Source organism: Nocardia sp. NPDC051756 (genome assembly GCF_040681495.1).
In the GTDB taxonomy this organism is placed as follows: domain Bacteria; phylum Actinomycetota; class Actinomycetes; order Mycobacteriales; family Mycobacteriaceae; genus Nocardia.
Genome location: NZ_JBFAYV010000006.1, coordinates 496,569 through 512,464, shown reverse-complemented (window position 1 = coordinate 512,464; position 15,896 = coordinate 496,569). Strand labels below are relative to the sequence as shown.

Annotated in this window: 15 protein-coding genes; 7 read left to right on the top strand and 8 right to left on the bottom strand. The window is 67.3% G+C overall.

The window, feature by feature from the left end; translation table 11 throughout:
- The first annotated feature begins 90 nt into the window (after positions 1-90).
- The 3 genes from AB0M22_RS28480 to AB0M22_RS28470 all read left to right on the top strand — a co-directional run bounded on the left by AB0M22_RS28480 (position 91) and on the right by AB0M22_RS28470 (position 3,178).
- A complete protein-coding gene (locus AB0M22_RS28480) occupies positions 91-618 on the top strand; it encodes a hypothetical protein (RefSeq protein ID WP_364733140.1) in 528 nt (175 codons plus the stop codon).
- An 816-nt stretch (positions 619-1,434) separates the two neighbouring features.
- The gene (locus tag AB0M22_RS28475) at positions 1,435-1,995 is read left to right on the top strand and encodes a copper chaperone PCu(A)C (protein ID WP_364733137.1); all 561 of its coding nucleotides are present in this window, start codon (positions 1,435-1,437) and stop codon (positions 1,993-1,995) included.
- Entirely contained in the window at positions 1,988-3,178 is a 1,191-nt protein-coding gene (locus AB0M22_RS28470) for a Dyp-type peroxidase (protein WP_364733134.1), read from the top strand. Before AB0M22_RS28475 ends, AB0M22_RS28470 begins: the two co-directional genes overlap by 8 nt.
- Before the next feature lie 53 nt (positions 3,179-3,231).
- Here AB0M22_RS28470 and AB0M22_RS28465 read toward each other — a convergent pair whose 3' ends face one another.
- Both AB0M22_RS28465 and AB0M22_RS28460 read right to left on the bottom strand, forming a co-directional pair.
- Positions 3,232-3,813: an HdeD family acid-resistance protein gene (locus AB0M22_RS28465; RefSeq protein ID WP_364733131.1), complete on the bottom strand. Its 582-nt coding sequence runs from the start codon at positions 3,811-3,813 to the stop codon at positions 3,232-3,234.
- 91 nt (positions 3,814-3,904) lie between these two features.
- Positions 3,905-4,342 (bottom strand): VOC family protein, encoded by a 438-nt coding sequence (locus tag AB0M22_RS28460; protein ID WP_364733128.1) that lies wholly within the window; start codon positions 4,340-4,342, stop codon positions 3,905-3,907.
- Between the two features lie 160 nt (positions 4,343-4,502).
- On the opposite strand from AB0M22_RS28460, the gene AB0M22_RS28455 reads away from it, so the two are divergent.
- The gene (locus tag AB0M22_RS28455; RefSeq protein WP_364733125.1) at positions 4,503-5,489 is read left to right on the top strand and encodes a glycosyltransferase family 9 protein; all 987 of its coding nucleotides are present in this window, start codon (positions 4,503-4,505) and stop codon (positions 5,487-5,489) included.
- 415 nt (positions 5,490-5,904) lie between these two features.
- Here the strand turns inward: AB0M22_RS28455 and AB0M22_RS28450 are convergent, their stop codons facing one another.
- Positions 5,905-6,201, bottom strand: coding sequence for a metalloregulator ArsR/SmtB family transcription factor (locus AB0M22_RS28450; RefSeq protein ID WP_364734027.1), 297 nt, complete (start codon positions 6,199-6,201; stop codon positions 5,905-5,907).
- 210 nt (positions 6,202-6,411) lie between these two features.
- Here AB0M22_RS28450 and AB0M22_RS28445 point away from each other — a divergent pair, with 210 nt between their 5' ends.
- On the top strand, positions 6,412-7,113 hold the full coding sequence (locus AB0M22_RS28445; protein WP_364733122.1) for a M23 family metallopeptidase: 702 nt from the start codon (positions 6,412-6,414) through the stop codon (positions 7,111-7,113).
- Between the two features lie 219 nt (positions 7,114-7,332).
- Here the strand turns inward: AB0M22_RS28445 and AB0M22_RS28440 are convergent, their stop codons facing one another.
- The 4 genes from AB0M22_RS28440 to AB0M22_RS28425 all read right to left on the bottom strand — a co-directional run bounded on the left by AB0M22_RS28440 (position 7,333) and on the right by AB0M22_RS28425 (position 12,391).
- Positions 7,333-9,600 (bottom strand): molybdopterin-dependent oxidoreductase, encoded by a 2,268-nt coding sequence (locus AB0M22_RS28440; RefSeq protein ID WP_364733119.1) that lies wholly within the window; start codon positions 9,598-9,600, stop codon positions 7,333-7,335.
- On the bottom strand, positions 9,597-10,568 hold the full coding sequence (locus tag AB0M22_RS28435) for an enoyl-CoA hydratase/isomerase family protein (protein WP_364733116.1): 972 nt from the start codon (positions 10,566-10,568) through the stop codon (positions 9,597-9,599). The genes AB0M22_RS28440 and AB0M22_RS28435 overlap by 4 nt, the downstream gene beginning before the upstream one ends.
- A gap of 172 nt (positions 10,569-10,740) precedes the next feature.
- Positions 10,741-11,361: a TetR/AcrR family transcriptional regulator gene (locus AB0M22_RS28430; protein WP_364733113.1), complete on the bottom strand. Its 621-nt coding sequence runs from the start codon at positions 11,359-11,361 to the stop codon at positions 10,741-10,743.
- Between the two features lie 127 nt (positions 11,362-11,488).
- On the bottom strand, positions 11,489-12,391 hold the full coding sequence (locus AB0M22_RS28425; RefSeq protein ID WP_364733110.1) for an alpha/beta hydrolase: 903 nt from the start codon (positions 12,389-12,391) through the stop codon (positions 11,489-11,491).
- A 125-nt stretch (positions 12,392-12,516) separates the two neighbouring features.
- Between AB0M22_RS28425 and AB0M22_RS28420 the strand changes: the two genes are divergently transcribed.
- Positions 12,517-14,376, top strand: coding sequence for a Na+/H+ antiporter (locus AB0M22_RS28420; RefSeq protein WP_364733107.1), 1,860 nt, complete (start codon positions 12,517-12,519; stop codon positions 14,374-14,376).
- 3 nt (positions 14,377-14,379) lie between these two features.
- On the opposite strand, the gene AB0M22_RS28415 is transcribed toward AB0M22_RS28420, so the two are convergent.
- Complete coding sequence (locus AB0M22_RS28415; RefSeq protein ID WP_150401419.1) at positions 14,380-14,928, bottom strand: TetR/AcrR family transcriptional regulator; 549 nt, start codon at positions 14,926-14,928, stop codon at positions 14,380-14,382.
- A gap of 326 nt (positions 14,929-15,254) precedes the next feature.
- Between AB0M22_RS28415 and AB0M22_RS28410 the strand changes: the two genes are divergently transcribed.
- Positions 15,255-15,863 carry a helix-turn-helix domain-containing protein gene (locus tag AB0M22_RS28410; protein ID WP_364733103.1) on the top strand — a complete coding sequence of 203 codons (609 nt, stop codon included), beginning with the start codon at positions 15,255-15,257 and terminating at the stop codon, positions 15,861-15,863.
- The last annotated feature ends 33 nt before the right edge of the window (positions 15,864-15,896 follow it).

Genomic DNA, 15,896 nt, shown 5'->3' with positions numbered 1-15,896 from the left:
GCTCGATGTGGCGAATGCGCGAGCCGGGTGCGGCGTGTGACTGGTGCCATCGATGCGAGCTGGACCTACGACCGGAAGTAGTATGGCTCGGTGCGAACATCGGCGGAGGCTACGGCGCGGTTGCGTGGTGCGTTCGTCGGTTCGGCGTCCGGGGCGGTGAGTATCGCGGCGCATGCCATCGGTGGTGGTGTCGTCTCCCCCGGTCAGTCTTCGATCGGTTTGCTGATTGCCGCGTGCACGGTTGTCGGCGTGGTTGTCGGCGCGCGGCGGCCTCGCTTCGGGGTTGCCGAGGTGATGGTGCTGCTGGCGATCGGGCAGGCGGTCGGCCATGTCGCGCTGACGATGCTGCCCGGGCATCATCACAGTGCCGGGATGACTTCGGTGATGCTTGCGGCACACCTGGTCGCCGTCCCAGTCGGGGCGATACTCATCCGTGGTGCCGAAATCGGCTTCGGGAAAGTCGTTTCCGCCGCGAACCGCGCCGTCCGAGTGCTCAGCACCCGTCCCGCCGCACCCTTCGTCTTCCATTACGCGGTTCCCGTCGGCCCACTCACTGCGCCGCGTCGATTGCTGTTCAGCTCCGGTTTCGGACTGCGCGGGCCACCACTGCACCGCTGAGCCCGCCGGCGTTCGCCGTAGTTGCAGCTCTGCTATCACCCGAAATGAGTTGTGCGACAGTGCAACTTGTCGGCCATTCGAGGTCGGCAGCGAATAGTTGCGCTGGGTCCAATGCTCGGCATCGTCGATACTGCCAACGGCTGACCGAGTCCGGGGAGAGCGCGGAGCAACCAGCGATTCAGTTGTCGTCACACGGATAGCGCTGTGCCGCTGCGGTTTCGGATGCCTATCTGTCTCTCATTGGAGCGGCCACCGACTACAGGTAGTTCGCACTGAGTGGCAGACCGGATCGGCAGACGACTCAAGTGCAGTCCGCGAACTCGTTGGTGTCGCAGCCTTCCAGGCAACCCGAACGACTGGCGCGCAGCAAGCCTCGCGCAGTGAGAGGCGGTCTTCGTGCGCCGCGCTTAGTGGACAACTCAGCAAACTGAGCAACTCGGACAGGCGCCAAGACGGCAAGACGGCCACTCAGCCAGGCGGCAAGACGGCCACTCGGCCAGACGGCAAGCGGCCAAGCGCGCACCGCGACAAAGCGGCCAAGCAGCAAGGCGGCCAGGCGGTGGCGAGCGCCCCGGGTGGCTCGACGCGGGCAACACGGCAAGCCGGTGGCGAGCGGTCCGATGCCTCGGGCAGCACGGCTGGTGGCTGTGGCTGGCGAACAATACGGCCGGTTCGACCACAACCGATTCGGTAGTGCTGGCCACGTTGCCTCGCGATCCGCGCTAGAGCCAGATTCGCGCTGACCGCACTTCCCCTGCCAAACAGCGGTGCGGAACTCGCACCGCGACAACACATTCCCCACGATCGGAGATCTTCATGCTTACTCTCACCAGGAATTCGGCACGTAGCCGTTCATCACGTGTACTGCGCGGCGCTGCTGCGGCTTTGGCCGTTCCACTGCTCCTTGTCGCCTGTTCGTCCAACGACAAAGCGGAGTCTCGGGCCGCAGATTCGGTGACGATCAGAGACCAGTGGGTCAAGGCGGCCGTCGGTGATATGTCGGCGGCGTTCGGGGAGCTGAGCAACTCGAGTGACAAGGCGCGCACGGTGGTGTCGGCTACGAGTCCCGCGTCGAGCCGGGTCGAACTGCATGAGGTGGTCGCGGATGCGGGTGGCACCAAGACGATGCGGCCCAAGGCGGGCGGGTTCGTGATTCCGGCGCACGGGAAGGCGGAGCTACGGCCGGGTGGCGATCACATCATGTTCATGGGGCTCACCGGTCCGTTGCGGACCGGCGCGGAAACGCCGGTCACGCTGACCTTCGAGGACGGGTCGACGACCACGTTCACCGCGCAGGTGCGCGACTTCTCGGGCAACCAGGAGAATTACGCGCCGGATCACGCGAGCGGTGCGCAGGCGCCGGCGCACGGTGGCTGAGACCAGCCCGGGACGGCTCAACCGGCGGCGCCTGCTCGGGGGCGGCGCCGTCGCGGCGGGGGCGGCCGGCATCGGTTGGGGCGCGGGCATACTCACGCACCGCGACGACGAACCGCGGCCGGCGATCGAACCGTTCTACGGCACACATCAATCCGGGATCGCCACGGACCCACAGTCCCAGGCCGCCTTCGTCGCGTTCGATCTGAAACCGGGCGTCGCCAAGGACGATCTCGTCGGCATCCTGAAGATCTGGACCGGCGACGCTGCCCGCCTGACCCAGGGCCGTCCCGCCTTGGCCGACACGGAACCGGAACTGGCACAACGCCCAGCCCGGCTCACCATCACGGTTGGCTTCGGCCCCAAGGTGTTCACCGCCTCGGGTCTCGACCACCGACGCCCGTCCTGGCTTCGACCGCTGCCGCCGTTCGCCATCGATCGACTCGAATCAGCTTGGAGCGACGGCGATCTACTGGTCCAGGTTTGCGCGAACGAGGCGACCACGGTGTCACACGCGGTCCGCGTGCTGTGCCGAAGTGTCTCCTCACTGGTCACCGTCCGCTGGGTGCAACGCGGATTCCGCAACGCCGAACCCGGCAAAACCCCGCGCAACCTCATGGGTCAAGTCGACGGCACCGTGAACATCGCCCCTGGCGCCGATTTCGATCGACTCGTCTGGGACGACGGCGCGGCACAACCCTGGCTCGCCGGCGGAACCTCCTGCGTCCTACGCCGAATCGCGATGACCCTCGACACCTGGGACGAAATCGACCAGGAGGGAAGGGAACTCACCGTCGGCCGCACCGTCGCCAACGGCGCCCCGCTCACCGGCGCCAAGGAATTCGACGAACCCGATTTCGCGGCCGTCGACGAGAACGGCATCCCGGTCATCCCGCCGTCCTCGCACATCGCCCGCGCGCACCACACGCACGACGGCGAACGGTTCCTGCGCCGCGGCTACAACTACGACGACGCCCCCGCACCGGGCCAGATCTCGAATTCGGGCCTGCTCTTCGCCGCCTACCAGCGCGACGTGGACGCCCAGTTCCTGCCGGTGCAACAGCGACTCGCGGAGTTCGACGCGCTCAACGTGTGGACCACCCCGGTCGGCTCGTCGGTGTTCGTCATCCCGCCGGGCGTGCCGTCGCCGGGCGGCTACCTCGGGCAATCGCTGTTCGAGACATAACGCGGCGGCCGCCACGCCGAATCGACGTGGCGGCCGCGGGCCGAGTGAATCCGTCAGATACCGGTGTGGATCGCCTTGGCGTCCTTGCGAATTCCGAACGCCAGGATGACCTCCATGATGCCGAGCACGATCAACCAGACGCCGACCACGATCGCCAGCGTCGCCACCGAGGACAGCGGCCAGGCGATCAACACGATGCCCGCGATCACGGTGATCACACCGAAGAACACCGCCAGCCAACGCCCCGGCACGGCCGGCTCGGACAGCGCGATCACCACGGCGGAGACGCCGCGGAACAACCAGCCGATGCCGATCCAAATCGCCAGCAGCAGAATCGAAGTCAGCTCGTCCCGGAAGCAGAACACACCGATGGCGATGGACAGCACGCCGCTGATGAAGGCCAGCACCCGCATCCCGGTGCTGGCCGGTGCGCCGAACGCGGCCATCAGTTGCAGGAAACCGCTGACCACCAGATAGATACCGAACAGGACGCCCGCCGCCAGCAGGGTGACGCCGGGCCAGGCGAGAATGATCACACCGAGGATCACCGAAAGTAAGCCGGTGACCAGAACGGTTTGCCACGCACTGCGGGCAAGAGATTGCAAAGGACCCTCGAGCACGCTGTTTGTCGTCATTCTCCGATGCTATGCCTCGTCAGCGGAGTTTCCTGGACATTTGCCCGCGCGACCCGCAGGTTCAGTGGGCTTACTCGCCGAAAAGCGGCTTTCAGGCGACCGATCCGTCTACCGTCGCCGCCGCGGGCGCGGTGACGTTCACCATCCAGGTGATCCCGTACCGGTCCCGGCACAGGCCGAACTCGTCGCCCCACATCTGCTTCTCCAGTGGCACCGACACCGTGCCCGCCTCCGCCAACCGGCCCCAGTAGCCGTGCAGTTCCGCGGCGTCCTCACCGCTGAGGCTGATCGAAATGCTGCTTCCTGGTTTGTATTCCATGCCGGGCGGGGTGTCCGCGGCCATCAGGGTGAAGCCGCTCGGGGTCTCCAGGATGCCGTGCATGACCAGGTCCGCGCCGGGGGCATCCGCATCGCTGAATTCGCTGAACGTGCTGATGGTCAGGGTGCCGCCGAACACGTCTCGATAGAACTCCAGAGCTGCGCGGGCCGTGTCGCCGAAACTGAGGTACGGGTTGAGCCGGGAGGTCATGCCACGAGGTTAGTGCGCCAAAGCACACGGGGCGATCGCTAGCGGGGTTTATCGACGGTTTCGCTCGGGTAGTCATCCCTCAGTGACTCTCGTCGTGTACGCCCATGGGGTGGAACGGGTGGGTCGGAAATCGTGAGTCTCGGGTGGCTAGGAGAAGAGGGTGGCGGTTGTACTCGTGCTGCAGGCACGGGGCCTTGGTGATCTACTTACCGGGGTCCCGGCGCTTCGTGCGCTGCGCCGCGCCAAGCCGCACGATCACATCGTGCTCGCCGCACCGCACCGGCTCAAGCCGATCGTCGACCTGATCGCGTCGGTGGACACGATGATCCCGACCGCCGAGGTCGGTGGACTCCGCTGGAACGCGCCCGGGCCGCAACTCGCCGTCAATCTGCACGGGCCGAGCACCGAAAGCATTGTGCAGCTGGAGAAGACAGACCCGGGCCGGATCCTCAGCTACCGCAATCCGGCGTTCCCCGAGCTGTCCGGGCCGGAGTGGCAGACGGACATGCACGATGTGGACCGCTGGTGTCACCTGCTCGAATCCGACGGGATCGTCGCGGATCGGCGCAACCTGGGCCTGGTCCCGCCGGTGTCGACCACCAGTCATCGCGACTGCGTCGTCGTGCACGTCGGCGCGGGCGCGCCGGCCCGGCGCTGGCCGCCCGATCGGTTCGCCGCCGTGGTCCGGCATCTGCTGGTGCTCGGTCGCGAGGTGGTGCTCACCGGTGATGAATACGAGCGGGAGATCGCGCTGAACATCGCGGCCCGCGCGGGCCTGCCGATCGGCCGGGTGCTGGCCGGTGAACAGAACTTGATCGAATTGGCCGCCACCATCGCCGAAGCCGGGCTCGTGATCAGCGGCGACACCGGCGTCGCCCATCTCGCCACCGCGTTCGGTACCCGCACCGTCCTCCTCTTCGGCCCGACGCCGCCGCGCTGGGGCGGGCCACCTCCGCACCTGCTCAACCGGCACGCCGTCCTCTGGGCCGGCCAGCTCGGCGACCCCTACGCCGACACCCCCGACCCCGGCCTGCTGCGCATCGGCGTCACCGAGGTGATCAACGCCGTCGACAAGCAACTCAACAAGCGCAACTGGCCCGGCACCGGCACCCAACCCCGCCGCACCCCCTACCGCCGCGTCGGCTGACGGCTCCACCCGCCGTCAGCTGGGCTGCGCAATAACCGAATCATCGAGACCGGACCTGGTCGAGTTCCGCTTCTTCCGGGCGACCGCCCACGGCCAGCACTTCGAGGGTGCCCGACCATCGGCGCGACCCTTGCGTGGCGGGCTGTCGCACTCACCCGAGCGTGCCGGACTGTTCCGACCCGGGCGCATCTGGCCATTCGGGTTGCTTCCAGCGTGCCCGACCCTTCGGTTCGTTCCGCACGTACATACCCCTGCTCGGGCGCACGGAATAGCCGCCGCCGAGGTTCTGCCCCGACCGGCTCGACAGCTCGGCCAACGGGACACCACTGAGCCGAATCGCGAGTGTCTCCACCGCAGGGTCCCGCTCGCCAGCAGCCGGCGTGCACGGAATGGACGGCGGGAGAAGTGGTTTCGGTCAGATGGCGGTGTCGGTGCGGGCGGTTTGGAGGGCGGCGGCGTAGGCGGCTAGGGCGCTGGGCCAGAACTGGTCGAGGTAGTCGCGGGCGTCGCCGAGGCCGCGGGGGTCGAGGGAGTAGAGGCGGCGGGTGCCTTCCGGGCGCATCATGACCAGGCGGGCCTCGCGCAGAACGCGCAGGTGCTGGGAGACGGCGGAGCTGGTCACGCCGGTGAGTTCGGCCAGTTCGCCGACCGCGCGCGGGGCCTGCGGGAGCGCCTCGAAGATGGCGCGGCGGGTCGGGTCGGACAGCGCCATGAGGGCGCGGACTCCATTAGTCGCCACTGAAATAGTGTGATCAGCGAGCGACCATTTGGTCAACTCGGCGCAATTCGGAATTTCCCCAGGTGAACACGCGAGGCGAGCACTTGCGTTACACAGTTGTAATACTTGAACTGGGCTTTCGCGCCACTGTGACGGTAGCCACACGATTGCGGAACCTGCATGAGCCTCCCGTACGTTCGTTCCATGCCCGTGACCGTTCCGTTATCTTCTCGTCGGGGCGCGACCCGGACTCGACGCCACCGTGCCGCCACCCGCGCGGTGGCCGTGTCCGCCGTCGTCAGCGCCTCGCTCGGCGTCCTCGCCGCCGCCGACCAGCACTCGACCTCCGGCAAAATGACCACCGGAAAGCTCGCCTCCGCCGAAGCCGAGGTGGCTCCGCAGGCGATGTTCACGGCGTTCACCCCGCGTGAAGCGCAGATGCCGCAGACCGTGCCGGACAACGTCGTGTGGGAGCAGCACCGCCTCGCCGTCGAAGCCGCCCGCCCCAAGACCGTTCGCCCCATCGCGGGCATCCTGACCTCCACCTTCGGCGTGCGCTGGGGCGCACTGCACGCGGGCCTGGACCTGGCCGACCCGATCGGCACGCCGATCGCCGCGGTCACCGACGGCGTCGTGATCGAGGCCGGACCGGCCAGCGGCTTCGGCATGTGGGTGCGCGTGCAGCAGGACGACGGCACCATCGGCATCTACGGCCACGTCAACGACATCCTGGCCACCGTCGGCCAGCAGGTCCGCGCGGGCGACATCATCGCCACCGTCGGCAACCGCGGCTTCTCCACCGGCCCGCACCTGCACTACGAAATCCACCTGCCCGGCGGCGAGCCGATCGACCCGCTCCCCTGGCTCGCCACCCGCGGCATCGACGTTCAGGGCAACACCCACTGATCCGGTGAACTTCGCGAGTCGATGAGGGGCTCGCGAATCAACGCCCTCCCGCGAACACCCCGGTCGCGACCGTGCCAATGGAGACACGGTCGCGGCCGGGGTGTTCGCGCATCGGGGTCCGAGGCCTCAGGGTTCGAGCGTCACGGGTTCACCACTGCTCAAATCGCCCGCGGTTTCTCGCGGTCCGACAAACATTGTGTGGCAATGCGACTCGCGCCTTCAGACCTCTTCGAGTCGCTCGATGCGGGCCGGAACATGTTTGTGCCACGGGGTGCCCGCGATGGCGTCGCGCCAGGTGACGTCGGTCAGCTCGTTGGCGGCGACGCCGACGCGTTCGGTGCCGTCGCCGTCCGGGAGGTCGAGGCCGAGCCCGTTGGGCAGCGACGCGTGGCCCGGTTGCATGCGGTCGTTGATCTCCACGGCCGAGACCGCGGTGCCGCGATTGGTGGTGATGCGCGCCCGGTCGCCGGTCGCGAGGCCGAGCCGAGCGGCATCGTCCGGGTTGAGGCGCAACGAGCCGTTCGGGTCGCGATGACGCCAGGTGTTGTCGCGGAAGATCGTGTTGGCGGTGAACGCGCGGCGCTCGCCGGCGGCGAGGACGAACGGGAATTCGGCGCTCGTGTGCGTGACCGGCGTGGTGGCGAGGTCGCGCAGCGCGTGCAGTAAGTCCGGTATTGCCAAGGGGATTCGCTGGTCGGGATACGGCAGGTAGTCCCACGCGTCGGCGTAGTCGTCGACCGTGAAGGTGACCCCGGAGCGGCCCGCGAGGATGGCGTCGAACAGCGCGTCGGCGTCGCGGTGCCCGGCCCGGTGCATCGCCGCCGGGTAGACCTTGGCGACGCGTTGGGCGAGTCCCCACAACACCGCGGCGGACCGCGCGTTGTCTGGCAGGGTCGGGCCGAGCGTCTCGTACAGCACATACGGCGCGAGCCCGGCCAGCGACTTGTCGGCCGCCAGCAGCGCGGCGAACGTCCATTTGTACGGGCCGCGACCGAGTTTCGCCGCCATCCGCAGCACGGCGAGTTTGCCGCGGCCGACCGCGCCGAGCCGGCGCAACAGCCGGGCGTAGATCTCCGGTTCGGCCAGCGTGCCGGGCAGTGGCTCGAGGACGGGTGCGCGCAGGTGAAAGGTGTTGTGCGGGAACTCGAGATTGAAGAAGGTGGCTTCCCACTTCTCGAATTGGCTTGCGGCGGGCAGCACATAGTCGGCGTGCCCGGCCGTCTCGGTGAACGCCACGTCGAGCACGACGACCAGGTCGAGGGCGTCGAGCGCCTGCCGGAACTTGGCCGACTCGGCGAGCGAGTGTGCGGGATTGGACGATTCGATGATCATCGCCCGGAAGCGGTCGGGATGGTCGGTGAGGATTTCCTCCGCGATCGAGTTGCACGGCACCATGCCGCCGAGGATGGGCGCGCCGGTCACCGGCGTGCGTTTGATGTCGCGGCTGTATCCGGCCAGCGGCGCCATCCATGAATGCGGGTGCATGGCACCGGGTTTGGCGAAGTTCCCGGTGAGCAGCCAGAGCAGCTTGTTCAGATAGGAGATGAGCGTGCTGTTGGGGCTCTGCTGCACGCCGAGGTCTTCATAGGTGGCGACGCTGGTCGCGGTGCCGATGCGCTGCGCGGCGGCGCGCACCAATCGCTCTGGGACACCGCAGATCTCGGCATACGCGGCGATATCGATGCCGGACAGTTCGCGCAGCACGGCAGCGGAGTCGGTGGTGTGCTCGGCGAGAAAAACATGGTCGACCAGGTCGTCCTGCACCAGGACGCCGAGGATCGCGGACAGGCACCAGGCGTCGGTGCCCGGGCGCACTTGCAGGTGGAAGTCGGCGAGGTCGGCGGTTTCGGTGCGCACCGGGTCGAGCACGATCATGCTGCGCGCGGGATCCTTGGCGATCTCCTGCAAGACTGTGCGGGCCCGCGGGACGCCGTGCGACTGCCAGGGGTTCTTGCCGAGGAACACCGACACTTCGGCGTGCTCGAAGTCGCCGGTGGTGTGGCTGCCGGTGAGATGCCCGTCGACCCAGCCTTCGCCGGTCTTCTCCTGGGCCAGGGCGCTGGACCGATACCGCGCACCGACGGCTCGGCGCAGCGCTCCGCTGTACGCGCCGCCGAGGTGATTGCCCTGTCCCCCGCCGCCGTAGTAGAAGATCTTGTCGCCGCCGTATCGCCGCTGCACCTCGGTCAGGCGCGTGGCGATCTCGGAAATGGCGGTGTCCCAATCGATCTCGGTGAAACTACCGTCGCGTTCGCGGCGCAGCGGCATGGTCAGCCGAACACCGCCGTTCTGATAGTGGTCCAGGCGCAGCGCCTTGTTGCAGGTGTATCCGGCGGAGGCGACGTGGTCCTTGTCGCCGCGGATCTTGGCGAAGCGGCGGTCGTCGAGCTGGATCAGCAGTCCGCAGTTGTTCTCGCACAGGATGCAGGCGGTCTTGTGCCATTCCTCCTGCGCGGCCCCCGCACCCGTGGCCGGCGCCGCGTTCATTTGCTGACCTGATCGACGCGGGTGCCGTCGAGCCAGGGCTTCGGATCGGCGAGGAATGGGGTGTCGCCGAAGCGTTCGAGGTCCTCGAAGAAGGCCTTCGTGGTGCGGGTGGCGGCCGGGGTGGTGCCGGCGGAGATGAAGCCGGCCTGTTCGCGATCGAGACCGCGGGACAGGGACTTGTCGGTGCCGAAGTAGATGGCGCGCTTGGCTTCTTGGACGACCACCGGGTTGCGGGTGGCCAATCTTGCTGCGGTTGCTTGGGTTTCGGCCAGGAGCTGGTCTTCCGGGAGCAGCCGGTGGACCAGACCCAGGCGATAGCCTTCCTGCGCCGACAGCGGTGCGCCTTCGAGGGTTACCTCGATTGCCTTGGCCGCGCCCACCAGTCGCGACAGACGCTGAGTTCCGCCACCGCCCGGGATCAGGTTGGCCAGCGTCTCGATCTGACCGAGTTTGACATGGTCGGCGTCGGCGGCATAACGCAGGTCGCAGGACAGTGCGATCTCGTGGCCACCGCCGAGCGCGGGTCCGTTGATCGCCGCCAGATACACGGCTCCCGACCGGTTCATCCGCAACGTGGTCTTCTTCCACCGATGCCCCCACACCAGCCCCGCGCCGAGCCCGCCGCCGAACCGTTGCGCCAGGCGCGTCGCACCGGGCAGGCGCATCGCCAGATCGCCGAACCGCAGGAACGGTCCCGCGACCCGGGCCGGAATGAACGGATGCGGCAATTCGATCATGCCGGTGAGCGCACTCGGGTCCGCGTGGGTGAGGAATCGGCCGGGCAGTCCACCGGTGAGCACCACCGCGCCCACCGTGTCGTCGGCGTCGACCGCGGAGGTCAACACGTCCAGGTCGCGGACGAACTCGGGAGTGGCGAAGTTGAGCGGGGGCGCGACGACCCGTGCCGTGAGCACCCGCCCGTCCTGGGCCAGTTCGATCGTTTCCAACTGGAGATCGGCGACGGACATCAGCGGCTCCTTCGATGCACAGGGCAACGGCCGGTCCACGAGAATGCTTCGGCGCAAACCCGATTCACCCGGACCCGATCCGGTTTTCCTATTATGGTGTTCACCATAATAGCTGTGTCAAGAGGTACCACCCATTTCGCGACGCTGATCGCCGCGGTAAGACCCGCTTGGGTCAATCCGCGCGGGCGACAGCGGGAATCAGGTCCCGGAGTTCACCGACAACCTTGTCGAGCGGCGCGATGTCATGCTGCGCTCGGCACAACGCGATCGCACCCTCGAACGACGCAACAGTCAAAGTCGCGAGGCTCTGCGCGCGCAACTCGGAAACACCGTCTCGGACAAGCATGTCCGCGAGCGAACGCTCCCAGCGAGCGAAAACGTCCGCGGCGGCACGCGCGAATTCCGGTGCGTCGTCGTTGGTTTCGACCGCGACCGCGAACACCGGACAGCCCGCGCGGAAGTCACTGTCCACCAGCGTGTGTCGCCACATCGCGGCGAACTTGTCCAGCGCCGTCACCGGGTCGTTCTCCCGAGCCAGTTTCTCGATGAGTTCGGACATGACGCTGCCCGCCATGACCACCGCGTCGTTGATCAACTCCGTGCGCCCACCAGGAAAGTGGTGATACACCGACCCGCGCGGCGCGCCGGTAGTGCTGAGCACCCGATCGACGCTCGTCGCGCTGGCCCCGTGCACCCGCAACGACTCGACCGCCCCCTCGATCATCCGCCGCCGCGCATCACCCGGACGTGGGCGTACAGAACCCTCACTACGCGCTCGGCGTGTCCCTGCCATACCACCATGTTATGGGATATGCCATAGAGGCGAAACGACACGCCCCTGACCGGCCGGTTCGCCGGTGGCGTTCATGATCAACGGCACAGCACCCGAAACGCCGCGGCAGTGTGCCGTTGATCATCGATCAGGTCGTCCGGTGCGGAACCCGGGTCGCATGAAAATCGAGGAACGCCGAGAGCGTCTCCTCTGCGGCTTCCACCTGCGGGTAGTGGCCGACCTTCGGCAACTCCACCACATCGGGATTCGGAATCAGCTCGCGATACCGGCGGACCATGTGCGCGCCGGAGACCGGATCGAGCAAACCGTCGATCAGACGCACCGGAACCTGAGCGTCACGCAACGCCCCGACCCACCGTTCGCGATGCTTCCGCCGCTCACTCATGTAACGAATCAGCTTGTGCCCGTTGCGTTTGCCGCGCTTGCCACACCACAGGGTCCAGAACTGATCCAATTCCTCCCTGGTCGGTTTGGTGTCGGGTCCGAACACACCGGACAGCCCCGCGTTGAACGCGCTCTCCGTCGCCAGCAGGCTGAACAACGGTCCGAGCGGACTGGCCAGCAACCGCTGCAACAACCGAGCCCGATGCGTCTCCGGGAACAATCCCCCGTTGAGCAGGCACACCGATTCGATCACCAGCGACTCGTCACCGGCCGCCCGGCGTTCGGCGTCGCGCGCCAGCAACTCCTGAGTGACGGTGTCGCCGTAGTCGTGCGCCAGGATGTGCACCCGGTCGATCCCCTGCTCCCGCAGCAGATCCTCGTGAATATCCGCCTGATCCGCGATGGAGTACACGTAATTACGCGGTTTCGCCGACCAGCCGAAGCCGATCATGTCCGGCGCGAGCACCCGGGCAAACTGTCCGCACAGTCCGGGCCAGACTCGATGCCAGTCCCAGGACGCGGTCGGGAAACCGTGGATGCAGACCAGTGCGCCGTCGGCGCCACCGCCGTCGTCGCGATAGAAGATCTGGTGGCCGCGGTGGGTGAACCGCCGGCCGTTCGCCCGCCAGGACGCAAACTCCTCCATGCCTACCTCCTTGTCGCCGACAAGCATGGACCCTGAACCCCGCTCACACAGGAAATCCGTCGACGCCGGACGTGTCATCTACCGCGCGGCGAGTTGCCGTCGGTGCGCTCTGCGAGAATGCGACGGTGCATGTCGCGATCGGCCTTGTGGTTCTTGTTGCGTCGGCGGCGGCGCTGGCGGCGCTCGCCCGCCGCTTCGGAGTGTCCGAACCGCTCGTCCTGACCGTGGCCGGTGTCGCCGCGTCGTATCTGCCGTTCGTGCCGGAGATCCATCCCGATCCGGAGATCATTCTGCTCGGGTTGCTGCCGCCGCTGTTGTATACAGCGGCGATCCGGACGTCGCTGGTGGATTTCCGGGCCAACCTCCGCACGATCGCGTCACTGTCGGTGGGGTTGGTGCTGTTCAGCGCGTTCGCCGTCGCGACGGTGGTGTGGTTGCTGTTGCCGGTGCCGTTCGCGGTCGCGGTCGCGCTGGGCGCGGTGGTGGCGCCGCCGGACGCGGTGGCGGCGACCGCGGTGGCCAGGCGGATCGGCATGCCACGGCAGATCGTGACGATCCTCGAAGACGAGTCGCTGTTCAACGACGCGACCGCGCTGGTGGCGTTGCGCACCGCGATCGCCGCGTCGGCCGGGACCGTGTCGGTGTGGCAGGCCGGTGGCGACTTCCTGCTCGCCGCGGGTGGCGGGGCCGCGGTCGGCGTCGTGGTGGCGTACCTGCTTGCGCTGCTTCGCCGGCGGATCACCGATCCGGTGCTGGATACGACGCTGTCGTTTCTCGCGCCGTTCGCGGCGTATCTGCCGGCCGAAGGAATCCACGCGTCCGGGGTGATCGCGGTGGTGACCTGCGGCATGATCCTCGGGCACGGTGCGCCGGTGTGGCAGAGCGCGGCGTCGCGGATCGCGGAGCGCACCAATTGGCGGACCATCCAGTTCATTCTGGAGAGTTCGGTGTTCGTGATCATCGGGTTGCAGGTGCGCGCGATTCTCGAGGGTGCGTGGAGCAGCGGGCTCGATCACGGGACCCTGGTGGTGGCCGCGATCGGGGTGCTGCTCGCGACGATGCTGGCCCGGCCGCTGTGGATCTTCCCGTGGTCGTTGCTGATTCGCCGGCTCGGGCGGCATACCGGCGGGGTGCCGATCAGGCATTCGGTGCTGGTTTCGTGGGCGGGGATGCGTGGTGTGGTCACCTTGGCCGCGGTGCTGCTGTTGCCGGAGGACACCCCGCAGCTGCCGGTACTGAAACTTCTCGCGCTGGTCGTCGTCGCGGGAACGCTACTGCTACAAGGCACTTCACTGCCGTGGCTGGTGCGACTGCTACACCTGCGCGGGCCGAGTCGCGCCGAGAACGCGCTACAGAAGGCAAACCTGCTCCAGCAGGCCACCACTGCGGGCCTGACCGAACTCGACAAGTGGGTCACCCCGGAAACGCCTGCCTCGGTGGTCGATTCGTTGCGCGACCGGGTCACCTGGAAGACCAACGCCGCCTGGGAGCGTCTCGGCCGCTCCGAATCCGAACTCGCCACTCCGACTGCCGAATACCGGCGGCTGCGGTTGAAGATGCTGCGCGCCGAACGGGAAACGGTTCTGCGCGTGCGCGATTCGGGTGGGGCCGACTACGAGATCCTGCAATACGTACTGTCCCGGCTGGATCTCGAGGAATCAATGATCGATCGGTACGACGAGACCGAGGAAGAACCCCTCGAGCCGCTCGCCGCTCCCCGGGCGGGCGACACGTGCGCCCATCTGGAAAACGCCCCCCTGGTCGTCGATCCCGCAGGCCCGGATGTCTGCGCCGAGTGCCTCGATGAAGGGCTCAGCTGGGTCCATCTGCGAATGTGCCTGTCCTGCAAACACATCGCCTGCTGCGACTCGTCCATCGGCAATCACGCGACCAAGCACTATGGCAGCACCGGGCATCCGGTCATGCGCAGCGTCGAGCCCGGCGAGGCGTGGCGCTGGTGCTACGTGGACGAACTGCTGGGCTGAGCGTCAGCGGCGGGCGTGGGAGTAGATCAGGCGCGCGTATTCGTTGAGCAGCTTGTCCAAGGAGAGATCTTCACCGCCGGCGGCGATTTGCTGGTAGCCGATCAACATGGCCATACCGAGCGAGGTGACCACCGCGGAGGTGTCGTCATCGCCGACAACGCCCTTGATCGCCTTGTGCACTGTGCGCCTGCGGGATTCGTCGACCCGCTTGAGCGCCAGGTTCACCGACTCGTCGTTGGCGGCCCAGGCGCGGATCGCGGCCTCGGCGGCGTGATGCAGGCCGGAGGCGAGGTCGGACATGGCGCGGATGTCGTCGTCGGGGTTGCCCTGGTTGAACTTCAGCGTGCGCAGGATCAGCACCTGCCGGTTCTCCCAGTGCTCCAGCAACACGTCGACAAAGCCCTGCCAGCTGCCGAAATGGTGATAGAACGAGCCGCTGGTAACCCCGAGCCTGCGGCACAGCACACCGATGTTGAGCCCCTTGAAACCCAGTTCGGCGAGCACCTCCAGAGCCGTGTCGAAGTACTGCTCCTTGGTGACCACACGTGACATGCCGGGCGCCGTTCTGTTCGTTCGGGCAGGGGTGGAAGGACCGAACAGTACCCCATTGTCTCGTCGGCTCGTACGAGGATAGCCAAGCCGCCGCACCCTTCTTCCGAGGACCCCAAGTACCTGTTACTCAGTGAAATATGTAGTGCGCGTGCGGAATCGGCTGGCGGTGTCGCGCGAGGTCATCGCCTCGGGAGTTAGCCGTGAGTGCGCCGGCCCGCCGAGGCCGACAGACCGCAGAGTTCGCCGACGGCCGACAGAGCGCACTCATCGGCATGCGGCGAGGTTCCGATCGAATAGCAGAGCAGATGCTCTGTTATTGTGAGGGCATGCCTCGCCCACGGACCCACGACCCCGACATCGTCCTCGATGCCGCGGAGTCGCTGGCCGTGCACTCGGGTCCGGCTTCGGTCACCACGCGTGCCGTCGCGGCGGCGACCGGGGTGTCCAACGGGGCGATCTATCACACCTTCGGGTCCCGGGCAGAGCTACTCGGTCGCACCTGGCTGCGGGCGGCGCATCGGTTTCTGGCGTTGCAGTCCGCGTTGGTCGACGACGCGCTGGACGGGCCCGATAAGCAGGACGGGGTCGATGCGGTGGTCGCCGCGGCCGAAGCGCCCGTCGCGTTCGCCGAGAAGTTCCCGGTCTCCTCCCGGTTGTTGCTCACCATCGAGCGGGACGAACTGCTCGGCGAGGTACCGAAGAACATCGCGACCGAGCTCGCCGACACCGACAAGGTGCTGGTGGACTTGATGATCCGACTGTCGCGCAACCTGTGGGGCCGCGGCGACCGGCGCGCGGTCGACGTGCTCAACCTGTGCCTGGTCGACCTGCCCACCGCGATCCTGTTGCGCCGCAATCGCTTCACCAATCCCCTGGCCCCCGAACAACTCCGCGCCGCGGTGCGGGCCGTCCTCGCACTCGGGCCGCCCCCATGACAACTCACCTGTTCCCGAAATCCCCTCTCACGA